Genomic DNA, 23765 nt, shown 5'->3' with positions numbered 1-23765 from the left:
CCTGCCGTAAATCAGTTGGAGGTGTTATTTAGCCGGGTTTGGGCCGATACGTTCGCCGTGTTGTACGCGCTCAGGCGCTTTATGAACCATAGTATAGGCATAATCGACGCCCATGCCGTAGGCGCCGGAGTGTTCACGCACGATATCCATAATGCCGTTGTAGGTCTCTTTACGGGCCCAGTCGCGCTGCCACTCAAGAATGACCTGCTGCCAGGTTACCGGTACGATGCCTGCCTGAACCATACGATCGATAGCGTATTTGTGCGCATCAACGGAGGTGCCGCCGGAAGCATCAACAACCATATAGATTTGATAATCCGCGTCTTTGACTGCACACAGGGCAAACGTGGTGTTACAGACTTCCGTCCACAGACCGGAAACAATCACTTTCTTACGACCATTCGCCGCCAGCGCATCACGCACGTTCTGATCGTCCCATGAGTTCATTGAAGTACGTTCCAGGATGTTGTTTTCCGGGAAAACGGCCAGGAGTTCGGGATAGGTGTTACCGGAAAAACTTTCGGTTTCTACGGTCGTGATGGTGGTGGGGATATTAAACAGTTTTGCCGCTTTGGCCAGGCCAACAACGTTGTTTTTCAGTACCTGACGGTCAATAGATTGTACCCCGAAGGCCATCTGGGGTTGCTGGTCGATAAAAATCAGTTGACTGTTCTGCGGGGTGAGGACATCAAGGTAATGAGACATATCACTTTCTCCTGAACTAATATAGTGTAAGCACAACATGATTAGAAATGCGCATTCCCGAAGAGAATAATGCCGTGTTATTCCTTCCTGACGTTCAACATTTTCCCGTCGCACTTATTTCATGTTACGGTATACGTGCTGTCAGCAATGTTCGTTCCTTATCCGCGTACTCTTCCTTTTTATTTGTTATCCATCCGTCATCTGATTAATGACAGGGGAATATCTTTACCATCATTTTGATCTGTCGGTCAGAATGTGATGACAGACTCAGTTTAGAAGTTTTATGGCTAACATCAATGTTCAAAAACATTACTCACTGTCTTTTAAAATGTGACAATCATATTTTTCTCATGTCTTGTTTAAGAATTTTATACAACATGTTTAAGAAAACTTTTGGAAACTTATTATTTATTAAATATTGTTCCTTGTCATGACTCATGGGGTTTACGATTTCACCATCGGTAAACTATTATAGGGACTGTATTCATAACAGGACAATCATACGTCCCGTATCTGGTGACAGTAATGCATTTAGAAGATATTCGAATTTTTGTAACCATCGTAAATATGGGAAGTTTTACAGCAGCAGCCGAACACCTGAGTCTATCCAAACAATTTGTCAGCAGAAGAATGGCCGCGCTGGAGAAAAAAGTTTCAGCCCGATTACTGGTGCGAAATACCCGAAAGTTGTCCGTTACGGATACCGGCCAGGCTTTTTTTCATCATGCCCGGCGCATTCTGGAAGAGGTTCATGAAGCCGAGCAGGTTATCTCCGCCCGGCAGCAAAAACTGGCCGGGTCATTCAGGATTAGCCTGCCGATGACATACGGCATCAGGCGACTTGCCCCCCTGATTGTTGAATTTCAGGCGGCGCATCCAGAACTTACCGTTCATATTGATATGAATGACCGATATGTTGATGTGGTGGGCGAAGGCTACGATATGGTTTTGCGCATCGGGAACCTGATGGACTCTACCTTAATTGCTCGCTGTCTGGGTAAATTACCGATGGTGATTTGCGCCAGCCCGGATTATCTCCGTTTGCACGGTACGCCTCTGGCGCCTTCTGAACTGGCGCAGCATAGCTGCCTTTTGTATGGTCGGGAGGGGCAATTCGGCTGGAAATTGACGGAGGAAAATTCACCGAATACGTATGCCGTCAGAGGCAATCTGAGCAGTAATAACGGGGACGTGATCCGCGAGGCCGCAGAAGCGGGGGCCGGTATTGCGCTTTTGCCGCTTTTTATCGTTGAAGACTCGCTGCAACAAGGCGCTTTAGTGCAGATATTGTCTGATTACTCGCCGCCTCCGCTGACGATCAGCGCGCTGTATCCAAAACATCGCCAGCGCAGCGCAGTGACCCGGATCTTATTGCCATTTCTGGCCGAAAGAATTGCCGGCATCGTCGACCCGATTAAAAAAACATGAGTGATGTAGGGGCTGATGTTGTCAACTAAATCAGGATAGTGAATATGTTATTTGAGTATTGATGGGCTCAGGCAGTGACATAAAATGGCCGTGTCAAGCCGACGCTGATAACTATCATATGATCATCAAAGCGATGTAATCCCTGGTATTCCAGAAGGGATAAGATGTTCGTTGCTCTTTAAAATTATGCTTGCCTGATGTTCGGTTGAAATTAAACGCGTTCTCTTTTTTCTGTCATATCGCGTCTGACTTGTCCTGGCGTTTTCCCAAAGTATTGATGGAATCGTCTTGAAAAGGCTTGCTGACTGGAAAAGCCTACGATAAAGGACACATCCATTATCGGTGTCCTGGTTGTCGATAAAAGTTCAAAGGCCTTATTTAATTTTAACTCTGTCACATACTGACCAAGGGTTACGCCGGTATGCGACTTGAATATTCTCTGGAGGTGCCAGGGAGAATATCCTGATCTCGCGGCTATGTCAGTAATTCGTAATGGTTTGTCTGTATTGTTGTGGAGCCATTCAAGTAGAACGTCGAGCACACTTTTGTACATGATAATACATCTGCCATTTTCGGTTATTGATTATGTATCAACGTATCATAATCATAATGCTTATATCGAACTTTATTGTGCAGTTTTTTTGATGATAATCAGCAATAAAATTATACAGCATCGGCAACCTTGTTGTGTATGTTGGTAGTGTCTTATGAGTGCTTTTATTTTGAGGATTGAATATGAAAAGAATTGGCATCAATGGTTTCGGTCGTATTGGTAGACTGGTATTACGCCGGATTCTGGAAACCGAACTGAATGTGGAAATTGTCGCTATAAACGATCTTACCTCGCCGGATGTTTTGGCTTATTTGCTGAAATATGATTCAAACTATGGTCCCTTTAACGGCACGGTTTCCCATGCTGACGGTTCAATTATCGTCAATGGTAAAGTCATCAAAGTATTTGCTGAGAAAAATGCGGGTGATATCCCCTGGGGTAGCCTGGGTATTGATGTTGTTGTGGAATGTACCGGTTTTTATACCTCAGCAGAAAAAGCGAATGCCCATATTGAAGCCGGAGCGAAAAAAGTGCTTATCTCCGCGCCTGCTGGCGATATGAAGACCATCGTTTATCATGTGAATGATGAAACGCTCACTTCTGCTGATAACATTATTTCCGTTGCGTCCTGTACGACAAACTGTCTGGCGCCGGTGGCAAAAGCCCTGAATGACGCCTTTGGTATTAACGTCGGCACGATGACGACGGTACATGCTTATACCGGCACCCAGGCTCTGGTGGATGGTCCCCGAGGTAAAGACTTCAGGGCTTCTCGTGCTGCGGCGGAAAATATTATCCCGCATACGACGGGGGCGGCCAAAGCGATTGGTCTTGTTATTCCTGAACTTAACGGGAAACTGAAAGGTCATGCCCAGCGTATTCCGGTAAAAACGGGTTCAGTGACGGAGTTAGTGACCGTCCTGAATAAGACCGTCACCGTTGAAGAGGTCAATAACGCGCTGAGAAATGCAACAGTTGATAATGAGTCATTTGGCTATACGGATGAGCCAATTGTATCGTCTGATATTATTGGCATCCATTTTGGTTCCGTTTTTGATGCGACCCAAACGGAAGTGACCGAATTTGATGGCGTGCAACTGGTCAAAACGGTCGCCTGGTATGATAATGAATACGGGTTTGTGACCCAGTTGGTCAGAGTATTGAAGAAGTATATTTCCCTCTGATTTTTGTTGAAAAGAAACCCCTGCACAAAAATGCGGGGGTTTTTAAATGGTGATATAAATTTAGGTTATGTCAGATTTTTATTGTTGATGTGCGCTGTCGTTCAGGTAATGAAAACGGCAAACATGGCTTCGTACTGCGTAAGAAAAGGAACCGGGCAGAAAAGGAATAGCAGGCATGATAAGCGTGACATATTTTATACCGCTGAGTGGAAGTAATCCGTTTGCTTCAGTAGACTTTTCCTACAGGGTTTGAATAGCGAAACGCGGCAGGTGACGTCATCACCATGTATCGGCCTGCCTGAGGCTGTGGTTTGCAGGGACAATTGTTCAGGATAATGCGACTTTCCGTCAGTCAGGCATTATCTGTTGAGGAGTTATCTGAAAATGAAAGCTGCGGCTGACAATATTCTGTTTCCTGCTCTTGAGCAGACGTTCATGGCGGTTGTCCTCGTCGACGAGCGTAACCGGGTTCTGTTCTTTAACGAAGCCGCAGAGAAATTGTGGGGCTATTCCAGGGATGAAGTGCTTGGCCGGGATATGAATATATTAATTCCCGGGCCTCTGAAGCATGTTCATGGGGATTATGTCCACCATCACCGCGACGGGGGAAATTCCCGGGTTGTCGGGATGAATCGTGAACTTCAACTGGAACGAAAAGACGGCACGCAGGTCTGGACCAGCTTTTCGCTCTCCAAAATAGACGTGGATGGCCGCATCCACTACATGGCCGCCGCCCGGGACGTCAGCAAAGAGGTGGCCAGGCGCGAGCAAAACCGTCTGTTGTTGCTTGCCGTCAATAATACGGACAGAGCCGTGGTTGTTCTGGATGAACAACGTCGTATTGTCCAGACCAACCGTGCGTTCACCAGCATGTTTGGATATGGCGCAGATGAAGCCATGAACCAGGTATTCCCTGATTTCCTGCTGTCTTCAGGAAACAGCGATGACGCGCTAAAGCGTGTGGAAGAACATCTGCGGGGAAGTCGCTGGTTTCAGGAAGAACTCCTCACCGCGACCAGAAACGGCAGGGAAGTCTGGAGCCGGGTTTCGGTAAACCCTGTCCTCAATGAGCGTGACCACCGCCAGACCCGTAACCTTGTCGTAACCTTCGTTGATATTACGGAAGAACGTAATATTCGTAATCTGGAACGGGATGTACTGGCCGCGCTGACCAGCCGGATGACTTTCCAGGAAACGGGTGATTACATCTGCCAGCGAATTGGAAATATTGCGCCAGGCGTACTGGTCTCGGTATGCCGGATCGTCGATAACCGGATGCGCCCGTGGGCAGCTCCCGGTTTTCCAAAAGAATATGGTGAATACTGGGATGGCGTGGCCGTCGGTGAAGGCGTGGCAAGCTGCGGTACTTGTGCTGTGCGTGGCGAGCCCGTCATGGTCCAGGATATCAGCACCGATCCTCTATGGGCTCCCTATAAACATCAGATGTTGCCTCATGGTTTTCGGGCATGCTGGACATACCCTGTAAAACGTCGAGATGGTTCCGTGGCAGGGACGTTTGCTTTTTATTTCAGGACACAGAATGAGCCGGATACATTTCTGGTTCGCATTGCCGATGCCAGCGTTCATCTTTGCGCTCTGGCGATTGAGCGGGAGGAAGGTCGCCAGCAAATCGACCGGCTGGTTCGGTTCGATGCCCTTACGGGGCTGCCCAATCGTCAGTATCTCTATCACCATCTGGATAAACTGCTGTCGGGTAACGAACCGGAACTCGCCGTGTTTTTCCTCGATATTAACCGTTTTCGTAAGGTGAATGAGTCACTGGGGTATTCCGCTGGCGACCAGGTGATTATCACGCTGGCTAACCGCTTGCAGGAGAGGTTCGGGCCGCATCACTTTATCAGCCGGGTGGGTGGCGCGCAGTTTGTTGTGGTGGCGAGCGCCTGTCGTGTTGATGAGGCCTCACACCTGGCTGAGCTTATGCAGCATATCGTTGGCGCTGAAATGAGCGCCGCCGGGCAGACCTTCGAGCTTAAAGCCTGTATTGGGATCAGCCATTCCATTGGCGGCGACAGGGAAACGCTGCTGGCCCACGCCGAGAGCGCGATGGAGCGGGTACGTGAAAGCGGTGGAAGCTATCAGTTTTTTAACCCGGAACTGAATCAGGCCGTCATGCAACGTCTGAAACTGGGCATGGCGCTGCGAAATGCGATTACGGAGGGGCATTTGCGGCTGGAATATCAGCCTCAGATCAGGGCTGCGGACGGGCAGGTATACGGTTTTGAAGCGCTGACCCGATGGCACGATCCGCACGCTGGCGACATCTCTCCAGGGACGTTTATTCCTCTGGCTGAAGAGACGGGAGAGATAGAGCATATCGGCCTCTGGGCGCTGCGTGAAGTCTGCCGACAGCTTTTTGAATGGCGGGAAAAGGGCACGAATGTGTCGGCAGTATCTGTAAACCTGTCTGCCCATAACTTCCGTAAGCCTGATTTACCCCGTTATATCGCCGACCTGCTGAATGAATATCAGCTGCCCGGCAATATCCTGACCATTGAAATTACGGAAAGCGCCATGATGGAACTGACGGACGAGATGCTTGCGCGGGTCAGGGAGATTCGTGCGATGGGCGCGGGGGTCTCAATGGATGATTTCGGCACCGGCTTTTCCAGTCTGGCCAGCCTGGCGTATCTGCCGGTGACGGAGGTCAAAATTGATAAAAGCTTCATTGACCGGTTCGCCCGCGATCGTCGCGTCAATGCGCTGGTCGAAGCGGTTGTCAGTATTGGGCATAACCTCGACCTGACGGTTGTGGCGGAAGGTGTGGAAAATACCCATCAGCATCAGCAACTGAGAAAAATGGGCTGTTCCGTACTTCAGGGATTTCTTTTTTCCCGACCATTGTCGGCGAATACGTTACCGGTATGGCTAGAGGCTTACCGTTCACCCTTGCAGGATGCACAATCATGAAGAAAAAACTGTTACAGATGCTGAATTTGCGTCTGCTTATTATTGCTTTTGCGTTTCTGATGACCCTCCTTACTCTTTTCAATAGTTTCTATTCAGCCTGGCGTGTCCAGAAGCAGGTACTTATTGAGAATGAACTCAGTGAAAACCAGGCATATGCGGAGAGGATTGCTTCCACTATTGATTTGTATCTGGCGGTTTTCATGGAGCGTCTGGAATACAGTGCGAGCGTCATCGGTCAGCATTTCGATGATGAGAGCATTATCTCTGGTGAAATGATGAGGATGCAGCGGCGAGATTTTGGTTTTGATTCCGTTACGCTGGTGGATGAAAAAGGCAAAATTATTGGCGTGCTGCCTGAATCCCTGAACCTGAAGGGGAAAATGCTGACCACGCCAGGCGGCGTCGAGGCTCTCAAAGAAATGCAGCCGACGGTCAGCAGCGCCTACAATTCTCTGTCCGGTAATCTGGTGGTGTATATTTCACATCCCGTCAGGAATGCGCAGGGGAAATACCTCGGTTTTATTGGCGGCGCGATTTATCTGCAAAGAAGCAACGTTCTTTCTGCGCTCATTTCTAATCATTTCCGCAATGATGACAGCTATATTTATGTCGTTGATAAAAATGACCAGCTCTTATATCACCCCGATCCGGCCCGCAGAGGGGAAAAAGAGGAAGGCAATGCCGCAGTGAAAGCCGTGGAGCAAGGGCTGAGCGGCGCGATGGAGGTGACAAACTCCCGTGGCGTGGAAATGCTGGCGGGGTATGCCAGTATAAACACCTCGGGCTGGGGCGTTGTGGCGCAAAAACCAAAAGATAAAACCCTTACTGCGCTTGATGGGCTCATGTGGCAAATGATACGCGGCGTTGTACCGCTGGGTATTGTGGGGTTGTTTATTCTCTGGTGGCTGGGGAATGAAATCGTCAGACCATTGCGTCAACTGGCGGATCACGCCATTTCGATGGACAGCGATGAGTCCGCAGAAAAAGTACGAAACGTTCGATCATGGTATATCGAAGCCTCCCGACTCAGGCGCGCGTTGCTTCAGGGAATGGAATTAATCCGGGAGAAAATGAAATGGCTGAACGATCAGGCCAGCACTGACCCGCTTACCGGGCTGGTCAACCGACGGGCGGCAGAGAAACTGCTGGCTGAATACGAACATCAGCAGCGACAGTTTGCGGTGATTTCTCTGGATATCGATCGCTTCAAAGCCGTCAACGACACGTTTGGTCATGACATTGGCGATGTTACGTTAAAAGCGCTGGCGCAGCTGCTGAAGCGAAGCTGTCGTAAAAATGATACCGCCTGCCGTATGGGAGGAGAGGAGTTTATGATGTTTTTCCCGGAGACGTCGGTAGAGGCTGCGGCGGATATTGCGGAGCGGCTGAGAAAAGAGGTCGCCGCCGCAAAGATAGAGACGGTAGGGCATATCACCATTTCTCTTGGCGTGACGGTGTGGCCGTCGGGCGTTGACTCTGTCTCTCAGGCGCTGAAACGGGCTGATGAATTGATGTACCAGGCGAAACAGGCGGGCAGAAACCAGGTGGTCGCAGGATAAAAAAGCAGGCGAATACCTTATTCGTATTCGCCTGTTATTGAATTATTTGCCCGTGTATTCAAAGACGATAATAGAACCCGGGTTACTCAGATTATGCGTTGGATGGTTGGATTCATCCATCACATTACCAAAGTTATCCGTCGCCACGTAGATTTTACGGGTGTCCGGGCTGACCAGCACCATGCGGTAACGGTTTGCCGTGTGGAAATATTTCGCGACGTCACCCTGAACATCTTTCTTATCGGCATTCAGCAGAACACGGTACAGCGCGCCATTTTTCATGGAGCTGATAATCACCGAGTTTCGCCAGCCTTTAATTACGCCGTTTTCCGGGTAGTATGCCACGCTGGATGGTGCAATTGTCGGCCAGCAGATATATGAAGAATCCGGGCCGCAGCTGGCGTCGTTATAGGTAAAGCCTTCTTTGACCGTAAAGAACGTTTTAATCGGCGCTTTAAAGTCTGCGGCTTTCCACTCTGTTTCTTTCTGGACCGGAACGCCTGCCGGAATATGGTTAGGGTCCCAGGTCAGAGACGGGCAATTCGCCGCTTCAGAGTAGTTGGCATAAACATAAGCCTGATCGTCCTGGAAACCGGCAACGTGTGGCCAGCCATAGTTGCCGCCGGGTTCGAGGATATTCAGCTCGTCATCGGAGGATGGCCCTTGTTCGGATGCGTAAAGGGTATCGCCAATAAATACCAGTCCCTGAGGGTTACGGTGTCCGTAAGTAAACAGGTGGCTTTTGATGCCTTTAATAACGGGGTTATCATCTGGAATAGAACCATCGGTATTCAGACGCAGCACTTTACCGGCATAGGCGGCATAGTCTTTATTCTTCAGTTCATTCTCAGTGGGAATACGCTGAGCTTCGATAGGTTTACAGAAATTCGCGCCCTGGTTATGCCCTTGTTCACCGATGGTATAATACAACTTCCCGTCCGGGCCAAAGCGCAGGCGTCCACCGTTGTGGTCATTGCCCGCCGGGAATCCAGCCAGGATCTCTTTTTCATTACCTAGCTTCTGGGTTTTTTCGTCATATTCCAGGCGAACGATTTTGGCGTGTTCCTTGTCGCCGTTCATATAGGTATAGGCCGTATAAACATAATTATCGCCACCCGGTTTCATGAAGTTCGGTGACAACGCCAGGCCCAGAACGCCTTCATGCTGCGGCCCGGTATGAACCCTGCTCAGCGTAATGGCGACTTTTTTCTCACCGGTTTTCGGGTTGATACGATCGATAGAAGCGGCTTTACGTTCGGTTACCCATAAATAATCATCCGGCCCCCACACCATATCCCACGGGGCATCAAGCCCGCTAATGAGGACATGCGCGGAAAAAGGTTCTGAGGCTTGTATCTCGGTTTGTTTTGAATTTGCGGCCTGTGATGAGGTTGCGGCATAACTAACGCCAGATATGGCAAGGGCTAACGTAACAGCCTGACTGATGCGCTTTATTTTATTATTCATCATTGCGTTCCTGTATATGATAAATAGTTTCGACGGATGTCGAAATTTTCAAAGATGTAACAACTATTGTCCTTGAGAGGTAATTTGTCAAGTTGCGCCAGAAGCCGATAATTTATTAAAAATGAATCTGTTGCGATAAGGTGGAATAAGTCGATTTGGGTGTGTCGGCATTGGGGGGTTGTTTAACGTGTTGTTTGTACTGAATGTTTTCTCTGGCAGTTGTTAGAGGTTCATTTGTTGGCTTCTCACAATATCGCGATATGAATTTATTGTCTCATTTTTTGAAATTCACTGTCCGACATGTGTTGTTAATGTTGATTTTCACCCACTGGATTATGTAGTTGTGTTCTATAATGAGAGTGATGTCCATGAATAATCTCTATTTTTCAGTGATAACACTTTATTTAAGGATTATCAGGCACATTTCTACCGGAGATGGTATTGTCTGAACGCGGATTTTAATTCTTGTTATTTATTTTTATAAAAGGTAATGTCATGAGATAAGGGACTGTATCTAAATATTCCCCATAAATCTTCTTTTCCTGTTTTGTATTTTGATTACGATATCGTTGATATCTGTGACAAGTAAATGATTACCGGTCATCTTAAGCTGGAGGGCATATTTATATGGCAGAACAACATTCATCAGCATGGTCACCTTTACGTAACCGTGTTTTCTTCATGTTATGGATAGCCACACTCTTTTCCAATATCGGGACCTGGATGAATGATGTTGGCGCCGGTTGGTTGATGACCAATTTAAGCCCGGACCCTGTCATGATTGCCGCTATTCAGGCAATGACCACGCTGCCCGTATTCTTGCTGGCGTTACCTGCGGGGGCTATTGCGGATATTTTCGACAAGAGAAAATTACTTATTCTTGTTAATATTATGATGCTGTGTGCCGCGTCTCTGCTCGCAATTATCGTCTATTTTAATGTTGTCAGTATCGGATGGTTATTATTCATCACGTTTATTCTCGGGTCCGGCGCCGCGTTTTTAGGCCCGGCATGGCAGGCCATTGTACCTGCTATTGTTGAACCTCATGAATTAAAATCCGGGATTGCGTTAAATAGTATGGGTATTAACATCAGCCGGGCGATCGGGCCCGCGCTGGCCGGTATTTTGATTTCACAGGTCGGTCTTTATCTTCCTTTTCTTCTAAATGCGTTGAGTTTTATTGCGATTATTGCTGCGGTATGGTGGTGGAAAGGAGAAGAAAAAACGAACGGGAGTCTTCCGGCTGAATCTGTTGTTGCCGCAATGGTTTCAGGTTTGCGTTATGCCCGTTACAGCCCTGAATTAATGAGAACAATAATAAAGGCTGCCAGCTTCTTTGTTTTTGCCAGCGCGTATTGGGCAATGCTCCCGCTGGTGGTGAGACTCTCACTTCAGGGAGATGCAACATTATATGGCGTGTTAACAACCAGTATCGGGATCGGCGCTGTCTGTGGCGCATTCAGTTTGCCCGCGCTGCGTAAGCGACTCAGTGCCGGCGCTCTTATTACCTCAGGAACATTCGGTACTGCTGCCGTATTACTGATATTCGCCGGAGCAGCATCTCAATATGCCGCCATTTTCGCCAGTATTGTGGCTGGTTTCAGCTGGATTATTACCTTGTCAACGCTCATGATATCAGCCCAGACAGCGCTCCCGGACTGGGTTCGCGCAAGAGGGCTGGCCTTGTACCTGACCGTATTTTCCGGGTCAATGGCATTCGGTTCTCTGGTCTGGGGACAAATTGCCTCGCATACGTCAGTAACCACAGCATTACTTTCTGCCGCAATCGGTATTGTCGTTGTCTGGTTATGCGTATTAAAGGTAAAAATTGACCATGACAATATTAACTTGCAGCATTCAGATCACTTTAGCCTTGCTGAGGACGGTCTTAATGATATTACCGGCCATACCGGCCCGATGCTGGTGTCTGTTTATTATCATGTCGATGCTGAAAAGAATGGCCAATTTATCAGTTTGATGAAAAAGTTAAAAAATATCCGGTTAAGGGATGGCGGTTACGCCTGGGGACTGTTTGTAGTTCCTGAGAAATCCAATGAATTTATTGAAACATTCATGGTGTCGTCATTGGCTGAACATCTGCGTCAGCACGACAGAGCGACTGTCGATGACAGACAAATACAGCAGCAACTGGATGACGTCATTCTGAATAAAAAAGCAACACACTATTTTTCTGCGAGTGTAGCGGAATCCTTTGTCATACAAGAGGAATAAGAATAAGCGTTCAGCTTATACCGTCTGGTGAATAATAGAACGTTGTGGGGCGGCAGGACTGAATCACGCATCATCCTGTCTGCCTCGTGGCAATGTAGAAATGCAAAATCACAAGACGATGGCTGATTGTGGCGGTTTTACTGAACCCGGCAGACGTCAGGAGAGGTATGTATGGTGTCCCCTGCAGGAATCGAACCTGCAACTAGCCCTTAGGAGGGGCTCGTTATATCCATTTAACTAAGGAGACGAGGCGGCACGAGTATAGCGTTTTTTACCCTGCACAGTAAGTATATCGCCGCCTGACTGCTCAAACAGTCGCCATTCAGGACTGTTTTTTCTGCTTTTCCGCCTTCTTTCCGGCACGCAGCCTGGCCTCTTCTTTGCGTCTGGCGCTCATATCATTACGGATCTGCGCATGGCTCATAAGCGCGAAGATGAATGTACCGCCGCAGATATTCCCCGCCAGCGTGGGCAAAGCAAAGGGCCAGAAAAAGTCGCTCCAGTGCAGCGTGCCGTTAAACACCAGATAGAGGATTTCAACCGAACCCACGACGATATGGGTCGTGTCAGCGAGGGCGATAAGCCAGGTCATCAGAATGATCACCACGATTTTTGCGGCGCCGGCAGCGGGAAACATCCATACCATTGTGGCAATGATCCAGCCGGAGATAATGGCATTGGCAAACATCTCGCCAGGGCTGTTTTTCATCACATCCATGCCGATTTTGACAAACGCATCACGCGTTTCTTCGTCAAATATAGGCATATATTCAAAAGCCCATGCGGCGATGCCAGTACCGACTACGTTGCCCAGCAACACCACGCTCCAGAGCCGCATCAGCAGACCCGCGTTGCCCATCGTCGGGTTTTGCATCACCGGCAGAACGGCGGTGACGGTATTTTCAGTAAACAACTGCTGGCGCGCCATGATGACGATGATAAAACCAAAGGTATAACCCAGATTCTCAAGTAAAAAACTGCCGGGGACGCCGTCCAGCTGTACGTGAAAAATACCTTTCGCCAGTAGCGAGGCGCCCATTGAGAGCCCTGCGGCAATGGCTGACCACAGCAGCGCCATGGCGTCACGCTCCAGCTCTTTTTCGCCGTCCTGGCGGATATGTTCGTGAATCGCCATAGCGCGTGAGGGGAGGCGATCCTCGTCGACCTCTATCTTTTTCCCGCGTTGTTTTTCTTCGCTTTCGACTTCGAGTTCGTCACTGTGTTGATCAATTTTCTCTTCGCTGAATTTATCCATTGTGAGACCTCGTGATGAACACATCTGTCTAAAGCGTAGTGGCTTTTATCCGACTGAAGGCAGGGCAAACTCTGAAATCGCAAAAAAGGCGACGCGCGTTTTTACCCGCCCGGTTAGAATGAAACCCGCCATGAGCCAGAGTTACAGGCTATGATCAAATCAACAAGAATCAGTATATAGACATCATTTGACGTGCTGTTACAATCGCTCACACCTAAACAGGCGGATACGGTCTCGTTCCGTCATGGATGGCAATCAGCGATAGCCATAATCAACAGGGAGACATTTATGAAGCTTCGCCTGTCGGCGCTTGCGCTGGGGAGCACACTGCTGGTGGGATGTGCAAGCTCCGGTACAGAACAGCAGGGGCGTTCAGATCCGCTCGAAGGATTTAACCGCACCATGTACAACTTCAACTTTAACGTGTTGGACCCGTATGTCGTTCGACCGGTCGCTGTCGCCTGGCGTGATTATGTTCCGCAGCCTGCCAGAAATGGTTTGAGTAACTTTACCAGCAACCTCGAAGAGCCTGCGATTATGGTGAACTATTTCCTACAGGGCGATCCCTATCAGGGCATGGTGCACTTCACCCGCTTCTTCCTGAATAGTATTTTGGGGATGGGGGGCTTTATTGATGTTGCGGGGATGGCGAATCCAAAACTACAGCGTGTTGAACCGCACCGTTTCGGCAGTACGTTAGGCCATTACGGCGTGGGGTATGGCCCCTACGTGCAACTTCCGTTCTATGGCAGCTTCACGCTGCGTGAAGATGGCGGTGATATGGCCGATACCCTTTATCCGGTACTTTCCTGGCTCACCTGGCCGATGTCGATCGGTAAATGGACCATTGAAGGAATTGAAACCCGCGCGCAACTGCTGGATTCCGATGGTCTGCTGCGTCAGTCTTCCGACCCGTATATTCTGGTGCGTGAAGCATACTTCCAGCGTCATGACTTCATCGCTAACGGCGGGAAGCTTAAACCGCAGGAAAACCCGAATGCCCAGGCGATTCAGGACGATCTCAAAGAGATTGATTCTGAATAACCACACGAGGCCAATAAAAAAGGTGAGTCAAAAGACTCACCTTTTTTTACGTCTGATGAAAATCAGAACGCGTAGTTAAAGTTCGTACCGAACAGCCAGGCTTTACCGTCAGACTTGAAGGAGTAAGCTGCCGGGCCTTCCCCTTCGGTGAATTTCACGTTCTGACCGTGCATATAGGATGCGCCAACGTCAATAGAAGCATCTTCATTGAAGGCGTAAGTTGCACCCGCGCTCAGCCACAGACGGTCCTGATCGGGAATAGAAATGGAGCGTTTGTTTGCCGGAACCGGGCTATCGTCATACGCGATACCGGTACGGAAAGTCCAGTTTTTATCGTAGTAGTAGGTCGTACCCAACGCGATACGGTACGCATCCTTAAAGCTTTCATCTTTATAGAAGAGCGTCTGGCCGTCGTCGCCTTTGGCTTTTAACTCCTGGAACTGGCTCCAGCTGGTATAAGTCAGGCTATAGTGGATAGCCCATTGCGGCGCGACGCGGTTATAACCGGAGATTTCCCACATTTCAGGCAGGTTCAGGGTTAAGGAACCATTCTGTGTTGCGCCGCCAGTGCCGTATGGCAGGCTTGAAAGCCCCATACTGGCGAAAATATTGTTCAGATTTGGGTTAATGGAGCTTTTGTAATCGCCTTCGAAGTCGATTTTCACTTCAGAGCGGTAGGTCAGACCCCAACGGTTATCCTTGTCGAGTTCATACAGGATGCCTGCGTTCCAGCCGAATCCCCACTCATCACCCTTCAGGTGGGCGATCTGGGAGTCAGGGGAGTTAATGCCATCCGTCCACTGAGAGGGTACGCCTTGTCCAACCAGCTGTTGTGAAAGCACCGGACCGAGGGAACCCGCATAGCGCTCAATTTTAGCCTTCGCGTAAACCGCATCAAAACCAACCCCGAAGCTCCAGCTATTATTCAGGCGATAGGCGCCGCTGAGGTTCAGGTTCACCGTTTGCAGGTCTGTTTTACCGCCATAGATACCGGCTGAATAATCTTTATTGAATTCGGTGGCGAGGCCATAGTTGGAGGTAATGGATGCCCCCCAACCGAACTGATCGTTGATCGGCGCAACGAAGTGCAGGTTAGGAACCCACGCTGTTGGCGCAATATTATTCGCGTTGGCATTTTGCCCGGTTAAGTTAGAGCGGCCGGTCACATTGACATCTGGATCGATATACACCGCACCCGCAGAGAAGGTGGGGCGATCGAACATCATAATTAACGCCGGGTTGCGGCTAACGTTACCGGCATCATCTGCGATAGCGCCTTCACCCGAATAAGCCCGGCCAAGGCCAGAGGAAGAAAATTCGTTTAACTGAAAGCCTGCAGACCAGGCTTGTGTGGAGACGATTGCCACTGCGACTGCGAGAGCAGACTTTGTAAACAGGGTTTTCTGGCTCATGACCATAACCTCATCGATTTATTTTTATACAAACTATGTTACATGCCGTAACAGGAGCGCGAAGTGTAGGGTCTGAGGTACGACAGAGAAATCAGACCAGTGGCGTGAGTATAGGTCTGACCAGCTGGAATGTTGCAAGTATGTTTATAATATTTTTCAATTGTGATCATAGAAACGCGATCCAGCTGGCAAATTTGAGGCCTGGCGCACTCACTCGATTGGGCGATTTTTGTTTTAGATCATTTTTAAGTGTGATTTCGGTCACTTATCCCATTTTGCATCATTAACGACTGGAGAGCCTTTTTCCACGAGCGTAAAATATCCTCAATATTTATCTGGCACCTTGAGTGCAAATACAGAGGAAATCTACAATGAGTAAATGCAGTGCTGATGAAACCCCGGTTTGCTGCTGTATGGATGTTGGCACCATTATGGACAACTCCGATTGCACCGCGTCCTACAGCCGTGTGTTTGAAAACCGCGAGCAGGCCGAAGAAACGCTGGCGGCTCTGACAGAAAAAGCGCGTGGCGTGGAGTCTGAACCTTGCCAGATTACATCCACCTTTACCGAAGAAGCTGAAGGCGTGCGTCTGGACATCGACTTTGTCTTCGCCTGCGAAGCTGAAACGCTGATCTTCCAGCTGGGTCTGCGTTAATCCCCTTCTTTGAATGCCCCTGTCAAATTCTGGCAGGGGCATTCTCGTAACCCTCTGTTACTATCCTCTGTGTCTTAGCTCTCACTTTCTGGCGTCTCCGCTTGGCGAAATGTAAAAAATTGGTTAAGACTGTGATCAGGTCAGACCACTTATTTTATTTTTTACAGGGGAATGTTATGAGTCAGGCTTTACCACTGGTTACCCGCCAGGGCGATCGTATTGCCATTGTAAGCGGATTACGTACGCCGTTTGCTCGTCAGGCCACTGCTTTTCATGGCATTCCTGCTGTTGAGCTGGGAAAAATGGTTGTTGGGGAGTTGCTGGCGCGCAGTGAAATACCTGCCGAGGTTATTGAGCAACTGGTTTTTGGCCAGGTAGTGCAAATGCCTGAAGCTCCCAACATCGCCCGGGAAATTGTGCTGGGTACGGGGATGAATGTTCACACCGATGCCTACAGCGTAAGCCGGGCGTGCGCGACCAGTTTTCAGGCGGTAGCGAATGTTGCGGAAAGCCTGATGGCGGGGACGATTCGCGCGGGGATTGCTGGCGGCGCGGACTCCTCCTCCGTGTTACCTATTGGCGTCAGCAAAAAGCTGGCGCGTATACTGGTGGACGTCAATAAAGCCCGCTCTACCGGGCAAAAACTCAAGCTCTTTTCCCGTCTGCGCCTGCGAGACCTGATGCCTGTTCCGCCCGCGGTCGCTGAATATTCCACCGGGCTGCGGATGGGCGATACGGCCGAGCAAATGGCGAAAACCTATGGCATTACGCGTGAGCAGCAGGATGCGCTGGCGCATCGTTCCCATCAACGTGCCGCACAGGCCTGGGCCGAAGGTAAACTGGCGGATGAGGTGATGACAACATATGCGCCGCCGTATAAAGAGCCTTTTTCTGAAGACAATAATATTCGTGGCAACTCTACTCTGGCAGATTATGCGAAGCTGCGCCCCGCGTTTGACCGACAACATGGGACGGTCACGGCGGCGAACAGTACGCCGCTGACGGATGGCGCGGCAGCCGTCATCCTGATGACGGAGTCTCGCGCCAGAGAACTTGGCCTGGCGCCGTTGGGCTATCTGCGTAGTTATGCGTTTACCGCAATTGACGTCTGGCAGGACATGCTGCTGGGCCCGGCCTGGTCGACGCCGCTGGCGCTGGAGCGGGCCGGATTAACGCTGGCCGATCTCTCGTTAATTGATATGCATGAAGCCTTTGCCGCTCAGACGCTGGCTAACATTCAACTGCTTGGCAGTGAGCGTTTTGCCCGCGACGTGCTGGGCAGGGCGCATGCGACCGGAGAAGTGGATGACAGTAAGTTTAACGTCCTCGGCGGGTCGATTGCCTATGGACATCCGTTTGCCGCAACGGGGGCGCGGATGATCACGCAAACCCTGCATGAGCTACGCCGTCGGGGAGGCGGTTTTGGCCTGGTGACCGCGTGCGCAGCGGGGGGGTTAGGGGCGGCAATGGTTCTGGAGGCGGAATAATGGACATGACATCGGCTTTCACGCTTAACGTGCGTCTGGATAACGTCGCGGTCGTCTCTATTGATGTCCCCGGTGAGAAAATGAATACCCTGAAGGCGGAGTTCGCGACGCAGGTTCGCGCCATCCTGAAACAGATTCGGGAAAACAAGGCGCTGCGCGGTGTGGTTTTTATTTCTGCGAAGCCGGATAACTTTATCGCGGGGGCGGATATCAACATGATCGGCAACTGCAAAAGCGCGCAGGAAGCTGAAACGCTGGCGCGTCAGGGCCAGCAGATAATGGCTGAAATTCAGGCGCTGTCTGTTCCGGTTGTCGCCGCCATTCACGGCGCGTGTCTCGGCGGTGGGTTAGAGATGGCGCTGGCTTGCCATCGGCGCATTTGTACTGATGATGCGAAAACCGTGCTGGGCCTGCCGGAAGTGCAACTGGGGCTGCTGCCAGGGTCTGGCGGTACGCAGCGATTACCGCGCCTGGTTGGGGTGAGTACGGCGCTGGACATGATCCTGACCGGTAAGCAGTTACGGCCAAAACAAGCGCTCAGGGTTGGTCTGGTGGACGAAGTCGTGCCGCATGCCATCTTGCTTGAGGCTGCCGTGGAACTGGCGATTAAAGGGCGTTCCGCTCAGCGGAATTTACCGGTGCGTGAACGTATTCTGGCGGGGCCGCTTGGGCGCACGCTGCTGTTTCGCATGGTCAGTAAAAAAACCGGGCAGAAAACGCAGGGTAATTACCCGGCGACAGAGCGAATCCTTGAGGTGATTGAAACCGGGCTGGCGCAGGGAAGCAGCAGCGGATACGACGCGGAAGCGCGGGCGTTTGGCGAACTGGCGATGACGCCGCAGTCGCAGGCGTTGCGGAATATCTTTTTTGCCAGTACCGAAGTGAAAAAAGATCCGGGGAGCGACGCGCAGCCTGGCCCGTTAGCCAGCGTAGGCGTGCTGGGCGGAGGTCTGATGGGCGGCGGTATTGCTTACGTGACGGCCTGTAAAGGCGGCTTGCCGGTTCGCATCAAAGATATTAATGCCAAAGGCATCAACCACGCGCTGAAGTACAGCTGGGATCAGCTTGAAACCAAAGTTCGCCGCCGCCATATCAAAGCGGGCGAACGCGACAAACAGCTGGCGCTAATCTCCGGCTCAACGGATTACCGCGGCTTCTCGCATCGGGATCTGGTTATTGAAGCGGTGTTTGAAGATCTGGCGTTAAAACAGCAGATGGTGGCGGAAGTCGAGCAAAACTGCGCTCCTCACACCATTTTTGCCTCCAACACCTCATCTTTACCCATCGGCGACATCGCGGCTAACGCGGCCAGGCCTGAGCAGGTGATTGGTTTGCACTTCTTTAGCCCGGTAGAAAAAATGCCGTTGGTGGAGGTCATTCCTCATGCGACAACCTCTGCGCAGACGATCGCCACGACCGTTAAGCTGGCGAAAAAACAGGGCAAAACGCCGATTGTGGTCAGCGATAAAGCCGGGTTCTACGTTAATCGTATTCTTGCCCCGTATATCAACGAAGCAATACGGTTGCTGACCGAAGGTGAACGCGTCGAAGCGATCGACGCCGCGCTGGTCAAGTTTGGTTTTCCGGTCGGGCCAATCCAACTTTTGGATGAGGTTGGCATCGATACAGGCACTAAAATTATACCTGTACTGGAGGCCGCTTACGGCGAACGTTTTAGCGCGCCTGCAAACGTTGTTGCCTCAATTTTGAATGACGATCGCAAAGGCAGAAAAAATGGTCGCGGTTTCTATCTTTATGGCGTGAAAGGGCGTAAAAGCAAAAAACAGGTCGACCCTGCAATTTATAGGCTTATTGGTACGCAAGGGCAGAGCCGACTTTCTGCGCAGCAAATGGCTGAGCGGTGCGTGATGTTAATGCTCAATGAAGCGGCGCGCTGCTTTGATGAGAAGGTGATCCGCAGCGCGCGTGATGGCGACATCGGCGCGGTATTTGGTATTGGTTTTCCGCCGTTTCTTGGCGGCCCGTTCCGTTATATGGACACTCTCGGCGCGGGTGAAGTGGTTGCGGTTCTGCAACGACTGGCTACGCAGTATGGCGACCGGTTTACCCCGTGTGAGCGCTTATTGCGGATGGCTGAACGCGGTGAACGTTTCTGGAACAGTGGGGAAACAGACCTGAAGGAATAAGGTCATATCAGGACGAGACCGCACCGAATGACTGTGTGGTGGTCAATTTGTAAACAAAGATTGACTATACTTACGCCATTGAGGTAAAAAACAGCGTTTCATTCGGTGAATGGATAAGGCACAATGCCGGCCACCGCATTTTTATCATACCCGTCAGGGTTTTTGCTAAGAATGTGGGTGATTCTGGTTAACAAAAGCGGTGCAATATGCAAGTTTTTATCATGCGTCACGGCGACGCGGCCCTCGATGCCGCCAGTGATTCGGTTCGTCCCTTAACCTCGTGTGGTTGTGACGAATCCCGCCTTATGGCGAACTGGCTGAAAGGTCAAAAAGTGGATATCGAACGTGTTCTGGTGAGCCCGTTTCTACGAGCCGAACAAACGTTGGATGTGGTAGGGGAGTGTATGAACCTGCCTGGCAATGTGGACGTTTTGCCGGAGCTTACTCCTTGCGGCGATGTCGGTATGGTCAGCGCCTGGTTGCAGACGCTGGCGAATGAAGGTGTCGCATCGGTGTTAGTGATCTCTCACCTGCCTTTGGTGGGATATCTGGTGTCTGAACTCTGTCCTGGCGAGACGCCGCCAATGTTCACCACATCTGCGATTGCCAGCGTAACGCTTGATGAAAGCGGCAAAGGGATTTTCAACTGGCAGATGAGCCCGTGTAATCTGAAAATGGCAAAAGCGATTTAACGTTATTATCGTCGGTTGGATACTGTGCCTGATGGCGCTTCGCTTATCAAGCCTACATCCTGCACTGATCCCGCAGGCCGGATAAGGCGCCTGATAGCGCTTCGCTTATCAGGCCTACAGCCTGCACTGAACCCGCAGGCCGGATAAGGCGCCTGATGGCGCTTCGCTTATCAGGCCTACAGCTTGCACTGATCCCGTAGGCCGGATAAGGCGCTTGCGCCGCCATCCGGCAATCGGCATTGTCAGGGAAGCTCCGGCGGCAACCACTCTTCTACTTCAATCAATACCAACAGCGCAGCGTCCCCGCCGTACTCTTTTGGCGCCTGATGGAAGGCCATAACGTGCGGATGTTGCGCCAGCCATAACGGCGTTTGTTGCTTAAGAATATGCTTTCCGTGGCCGTGCATCACACAGGCGCAAAAGACATGCTCGCGGCGACAGGCGGCAATCAGCGCCCCCAGCTCTTGCTTGGCTTGCTGTTGCGTCAGACCGTGCAAATCCAGGAACAACTCCGGCGAATAGTCGCCCCGACGCATTTTCTTCAGCTCGAAATGGCTGACGTCGGCACGTACATATTTCACCGGGCCGTCCGTATTCAATAACGGTTGAAATTCATCGGAGAAATAGTGGCTGGCATCAGCCTGCTCCTGTATCAGACGCTTGACCGGGACTTCTGTGATTTTTTTACGTTGCGGTCGGTGGACAATGGTGTCCTGCTTAATCTGGCGGGTGCCGGTCATTAACTGCCGGAACAACGCCTGGTCCTCCTCGCTGAGCGATGTTTTCTTTTTCATTCGAACGTCTCATCTTTTATTTTGCGTTAGTTTACCCGACTCAGGGGACATTCGTTCAGCCAAAACGCAATTTTCACGCTCTGGCGCCGCGTGAGTGCTGATTTATCGCCGTCTTCGTGGCAAACTAGCCGCCGAATTTAATGCGAGCATGCCCTGGAGGAATACGTGGATAAAATTTTCGTCGATGAAGCAGTGAGTGAGCTGCATACCATTCAGGACATGTTGCGCTGGGCGGTAAGCCGGTTTAGCGCGGCGAATATCTGGTATGGTCACGGCACGGACAACCCGTGGGATGAGGCCGTACAGCTGGTACTGCCGTCACTTTATCTGCCGCTGGATATTCCAGAAGACATGCGTACCGCGCGCCTGACGTCCAGCGAACGTCACCGCATTGTTGAACGGGTCATTCGCCGTGTCAACGAGCGTATTCCGGTGGCCTACCTGACCAATAAAGCCTGGTTCTGCGGCCATGAATTCTATGTTGATGAACGCGTATTAGTGCCGCGTTCGCCGATTGGCGAGCTGATCAACAACCGCTTCGCGGGGCTTATCAGCGAGCAGCCGCACCACATTCTGGATATGTGTACCGGCAGCGGATGTATCGCTATCGCCTGTGCTTATGCTTTCCCGGAGGCGGAAGTGGATGCCGTTGATATCTCCAGCGACGCGTTAGCCGTAACTGAACACAACATTGAAGAGCACGGTCTGCTCAACCATGTCACGCCGATTCGCTCCGATCTGTTCCGCGATCTGCCGAAAGTGCAGTATGACCTGATTGTGACGAACCCGCCGTACGTTGATGCGGAAGATATGTCCGACCTGCCGAATGAATATCGTCATGAACCTGAACTGGGCCTGGCGTCCGGCACTGACGGTTTAAAACTGACCCGCCGTATTCTGGGCAACGCGCCGGACTACTTGTCCGATGACGGTATTCTGATTTGTGAAGTCGGAAACAGCATGGTACATCTGATAGAACAATATCCCGATGTACCGTTTACCTGGCTGGAGTTCGATAACGGCGGCGACGGCGTCTTTATGCTGACGAAAGCGCAGCTCATTGCGGCTCGCGAGCATTTCAGCATCTATAAAGATTAATCAACGGTCAACAACACAACAACGATAACGGAGCCGTGATGGCAGGAAATACACTTGGACAACTCTTTCGCGTAACGACTTTTGGTGAATCACACGGGCTGGCGCTCGGTTGTATCGTTGACGGCGTTCCGCCGGGCATTCCGCTAACAGAAGCCGACCTGCAACACGATCTCGACAGACGCCGTCCGGGAACCTCGCGTTACACGACCCAGCGTCGTGAACCGGACCAGGTGAAAATTCTCTCCGGTGTCTTTGAAGGCGTGACGACGGGCACCAGCATTGGCCTGTTGATTGAAAATACCGATCAGCGTTCACAGGATTACAGCGCCATTAAGGACGTTTTCCGCCCGGGCCATGCCGACTATACCTACGAGCAGAAATACGGTCTGCGCGATTACCGTGGCGGCGGTCGTTCTTCCGCCCGTGAAACGGCGATGCGCGTCGCGGCTGGCGCGATTGCTAAAAAATATCTGGCGGAGAAACACGGCATCGTCATTCAGGGGTGTCTGACCCAGATGGGCGATATTCCGCTTGAAATCAAAGACTGGCAGCAGGTTGAACAAAACCCGTTTTTCTGTCCTGATCCAGATAAAATCGACGCGCTGGATGAACTGATGCGCGCCCTGAAGAAAGAGGGCGATTCGATTGGGGCAAAAGTGACCGTCGTGGCAAACGGCGTTCCGGCAGGGCTTGGTGAACCGGTCTTTGACCGTCTGGATGCGGACATCGCTCATGCGCTGATGAGCATCAACGCGGTAAAAGGCGTGGAGATTGGCGATGGGTTTGATGTGGTCGCGTTGCGAGGTAGCCAGAATCGCGATGAAATTACCAAAGAGGGCTTCCTGAGCAACCATGCGGGCGGTATTCTCGGCGGTATCAGCAGCGGGCAACAAATTGTTGCACATATGGCGCTGAAACCCACTTCCAGTATTACGGTGCCGGGACGTACGATTAACCGCTTTGGTGAAGAAGTCGAGATGATCACCAAAGGGCGTCACGATCCGTGCGTTGGGATCCGCGCCGTGCCGATCGCTGAGGCCATGCTGGCGATCGTGCTGATGGATCACCTTCTGCGTCAGCGCGCGCAAAATGCGGATGTAAAGACTGATATTCCACGCTGGTAA

Annotated in this window: 18 protein-coding genes and 1 tRNA gene; 12 read left to right on the top strand and 7 right to left on the bottom strand. The window is 50.9% G+C overall.

All coding sequences use genetic code 11. The features are described 5' to 3' along the window. Positions 1-24: 24 nt before the first annotated feature. The gene (locus OGV50_RS16190) at positions 25-705 is read right to left on the bottom strand and encodes a hydrolase (RefSeq protein WP_012131416.1); all 681 of its coding nucleotides are present in this window, start codon (positions 703-705) and stop codon (positions 25-27) included. Between the two features lie 525 nt (positions 706-1230). On the opposite strand from OGV50_RS16190, the gene OGV50_RS16185 reads away from it, so the two are divergent. Next, on the top strand, positions 1231-2133 hold the full coding sequence (locus tag OGV50_RS16185; RefSeq protein ID WP_012131418.1) for a LysR family transcriptional regulator: 903 nt from the start codon (positions 1231-1233) through the stop codon (positions 2131-2133). Positions 2134-2344: 211 nt separating this feature from the next. Here OGV50_RS16185 and OGV50_RS16180 read toward each other — a convergent pair whose 3' ends face one another. After that, positions 2345-2686 carry a helix-turn-helix transcriptional regulator gene (locus OGV50_RS16180; RefSeq protein ID WP_071818848.1) on the bottom strand — a complete coding sequence of 114 codons (342 nt, stop codon included), beginning with the start codon at positions 2684-2686 and terminating at the stop codon, positions 2345-2347. Positions 2687-2868: 182 nt separating this feature from the next. Here OGV50_RS16180 and gap point away from each other — a divergent pair, with 182 nt between their 5' ends. The 3 genes from gap to OGV50_RS16165 all read left to right on the top strand — a co-directional run bounded on the left by gap (position 2869) and on the right by OGV50_RS16165 (position 8357). After that, positions 2869-3870: a type I glyceraldehyde-3-phosphate dehydrogenase gene (gene gap, locus OGV50_RS16175; RefSeq protein ID WP_012131419.1), complete on the top strand. Its 1002-nt coding sequence runs from the start codon at positions 2869-2871 to the stop codon at positions 3868-3870. Between the two features lie 384 nt (positions 3871-4254). After that, positions 4255-6798, top strand: a complete 2544-nt coding sequence (gene dosP, locus OGV50_RS16170) for an oxygen-sensing cyclic-di-GMP phosphodiesterase DosP (RefSeq protein ID WP_112001802.1) — start codon at positions 4255-4257, stop codon at positions 6796-6798. Next, entirely contained in the window at positions 6795-8357 is a 1563-nt protein-coding gene (locus OGV50_RS16165) for a sensor domain-containing diguanylate cyclase (protein WP_012131422.1), read from the top strand. Before dosP ends, OGV50_RS16165 begins: the two co-directional genes overlap by 4 nt. A gap of 42 nt (positions 8358-8399) precedes the next feature. Here the strand turns inward: OGV50_RS16165 and OGV50_RS16160 are convergent, their stop codons facing one another. Beyond that, complete coding sequence (locus OGV50_RS16160; RefSeq protein WP_112001804.1) at positions 8400-9827, bottom strand: glucose/sorbosone family PQQ-dependent dehydrogenase; 1428 nt, start codon at positions 9825-9827, stop codon at positions 8400-8402. A 624-nt stretch (positions 9828-10451) separates the two neighbouring features. On the opposite strand from OGV50_RS16160, the gene OGV50_RS16155 reads away from it, so the two are divergent. Continuing rightward, the gene (locus OGV50_RS16155) at positions 10452-12056 is read left to right on the top strand and encodes an MFS transporter (RefSeq protein WP_052194464.1); all 1605 of its coding nucleotides are present in this window, start codon (positions 10452-10454) and stop codon (positions 12054-12056) included. A 172-nt stretch (positions 12057-12228) separates the two neighbouring features. On the opposite strand, the gene OGV50_RS16150 is transcribed toward OGV50_RS16155, so the two are convergent. Beyond that, positions 12229-12303 (bottom strand) — tRNA-Arg (locus OGV50_RS16150). Between the two features lie 75 nt (positions 12304-12378). Continuing rightward, positions 12379-13311 (bottom strand): formate/nitrite transporter family protein, encoded by a 933-nt coding sequence (locus tag OGV50_RS16145; protein ID WP_012131426.1) that lies wholly within the window; start codon positions 13309-13311, stop codon positions 12379-12381. 288 nt (positions 13312-13599) lie between these two features. On the opposite strand from OGV50_RS16145, the gene mlaA reads away from it, so the two are divergent. Further along, positions 13600-14355, top strand: a complete 756-nt coding sequence (gene mlaA, locus OGV50_RS16140; protein WP_024130145.1) for a phospholipid-binding lipoprotein MlaA — start codon at positions 13600-13602, stop codon at positions 14353-14355. Positions 14356-14417: 62 nt separating this feature from the next. On the opposite strand, the gene fadL is transcribed toward mlaA, so the two are convergent. Continuing rightward, the gene (gene fadL / locus OGV50_RS16135; RefSeq protein ID WP_024130146.1) at positions 14418-15767 is read right to left on the bottom strand and encodes a long-chain fatty acid transporter FadL; all 1350 of its coding nucleotides are present in this window, start codon (positions 15765-15767) and stop codon (positions 14418-14420) included. 371 nt (positions 15768-16138) lie between these two features. Here fadL and OGV50_RS16130 point away from each other — a divergent pair, with 371 nt between their 5' ends. The 4 genes from OGV50_RS16130 (at position 16139) to sixA (ending at position 20749) form a co-directional block, all read left to right on the top strand. After that, positions 16139-16423, top strand: coding sequence for a YfcZ/YiiS family protein (locus OGV50_RS16130; RefSeq protein WP_134769192.1), 285 nt, complete (start codon positions 16139-16141; stop codon positions 16421-16423). A gap of 176 nt (positions 16424-16599) precedes the next feature. Continuing rightward, positions 16600-17910 (top strand): acetyl-CoA C-acyltransferase FadI, encoded by a 1311-nt coding sequence (fadI, locus tag OGV50_RS16125; RefSeq protein WP_200090856.1) that lies wholly within the window; start codon positions 16600-16602, stop codon positions 17908-17910. Further along, positions 17910-20057, top strand: a complete 2148-nt coding sequence (fadJ, locus tag OGV50_RS16120; protein WP_047462278.1) for a fatty acid oxidation complex subunit alpha FadJ — start codon at positions 17910-17912, stop codon at positions 20055-20057. Before fadI ends, fadJ begins: the two co-directional genes overlap by 1 nt. 206 nt (positions 20058-20263) lie before the next feature. Then, complete coding sequence (gene sixA, locus OGV50_RS16115; protein WP_047462281.1) at positions 20264-20749, top strand: phosphohistidine phosphatase SixA; 486 nt, start codon at positions 20264-20266, stop codon at positions 20747-20749. Positions 20750-20991: 242 nt separating this feature from the next. Here the strand turns inward: sixA and smrB are convergent, their stop codons facing one another. After that, positions 20992-21543 carry an endonuclease SmrB gene (smrB, locus tag OGV50_RS16110; RefSeq protein WP_012131437.1) on the bottom strand — a complete coding sequence of 184 codons (552 nt, stop codon included), beginning with the start codon at positions 21541-21543 and terminating at the stop codon, positions 20992-20994. Between the two features lie 165 nt (positions 21544-21708). On the opposite strand from smrB, the gene prmB reads away from it, so the two are divergent. Both prmB and aroC read left to right on the top strand, forming a co-directional pair. After that, on the top strand, positions 21709-22641 hold the full coding sequence (gene prmB, locus OGV50_RS16105; protein WP_012131438.1) for a 50S ribosomal protein L3 N(5)-glutamine methyltransferase: 933 nt from the start codon (positions 21709-21711) through the stop codon (positions 22639-22641). Positions 22642-22679: 38 nt separating this feature from the next. After that, positions 22680-23765 carry a chorismate synthase gene (gene aroC / locus OGV50_RS16100; protein WP_012131439.1) on the top strand — a complete coding sequence of 362 codons (1086 nt, stop codon included), beginning with the start codon at positions 22680-22682 and terminating at the stop codon, positions 23763-23765.

Origin of the sequence: Citrobacter sp. CK180, from assembly GCF_030333655.1 — a bacterium.
In the GTDB taxonomy this organism is placed as follows: Bacteria; Pseudomonadota; Gammaproteobacteria; order Enterobacterales; family Enterobacteriaceae; genus Citrobacter_B; species Citrobacter_B koseri.
This window is presented reverse-complemented; position numbering and strand designations above follow the sequence as displayed.

Coding starts and splice junctions, on each gene's coding strand:
- OGV50_RS16130 (WP_134769192.1), top strand. CDS start 16,139: ATGAGTAAATGCAGTGCTGATGAAACCCCGGTTTGCTGCTGTATGGAT.
- mlaA (WP_024130145.1), top strand. CDS start 13,600: ATGAAGCTTCGCCTGTCGGCGCTTGCGCTGGGGAGCACACTGCTGGTG.
- dosP (WP_112001802.1), top strand. CDS start 4,255: ATGAAAGCTGCGGCTGACAATATTCTGTTTCCTGCTCTTGAGCAGACG.
- aroC (WP_012131439.1), top strand. CDS start 22,680: ATGGCAGGAAATACACTTGGACAACTCTTTCGCGTAACGACTTTTGGT.
- OGV50_RS16180 (WP_071818848.1), bottom strand. CDS start 2,686: ATGTACAAAAGTGTGCTCGACGTTCTACTTGAATGGCTCCACAACAAT.
- OGV50_RS16190 (WP_012131416.1), bottom strand. CDS start 705: ATGTCTCATTACCTTGATGTCCTCACCCCGCAGAACAGTCAACTGATT.
- gap (WP_012131419.1), top strand. CDS start 2,869: ATGAAAAGAATTGGCATCAATGGTTTCGGTCGTATTGGTAGACTGGTA.
- OGV50_RS16160 (WP_112001804.1), bottom strand. CDS start 9,827: ATGATGAATAATAAAATAAAGCGCATCAGTCAGGCTGTTACGTTAGCC.
- smrB (WP_012131437.1), bottom strand. CDS start 21,543: ATGAAAAAGAAAACATCGCTCAGCGAGGAGGACCAGGCGTTGTTCCGG.
- fadL (WP_024130146.1), bottom strand. CDS start 15,767: ATGAGCCAGAAAACCCTGTTTACAAAGTCTGCTCTCGCAGTCGCAGTG.
- sixA (WP_047462281.1), top strand. CDS start 20,264: ATGCAAGTTTTTATCATGCGTCACGGCGACGCGGCCCTCGATGCCGCC.
- fadJ (WP_047462278.1), top strand. CDS start 17,910: ATGGACATGACATCGGCTTTCACGCTTAACGTGCGTCTGGATAACGTC.
- OGV50_RS16165 (WP_012131422.1), top strand. CDS start 6,795: ATGAAGAAAAAACTGTTACAGATGCTGAATTTGCGTCTGCTTATTATT.
- OGV50_RS16185 (WP_012131418.1), top strand. CDS start 1,231: ATGCATTTAGAAGATATTCGAATTTTTGTAACCATCGTAAATATGGGA.
- OGV50_RS16155 (WP_052194464.1), top strand. CDS start 10,452: ATGGCAGAACAACATTCATCAGCATGGTCACCTTTACGTAACCGTGTT.
- OGV50_RS16145 (WP_012131426.1), bottom strand. CDS start 13,311: ATGGATAAATTCAGCGAAGAGAAAATTGATCAACACAGTGACGAACTC.
- fadI (WP_200090856.1), top strand. CDS start 16,600: ATGAGTCAGGCTTTACCACTGGTTACCCGCCAGGGCGATCGTATTGCC.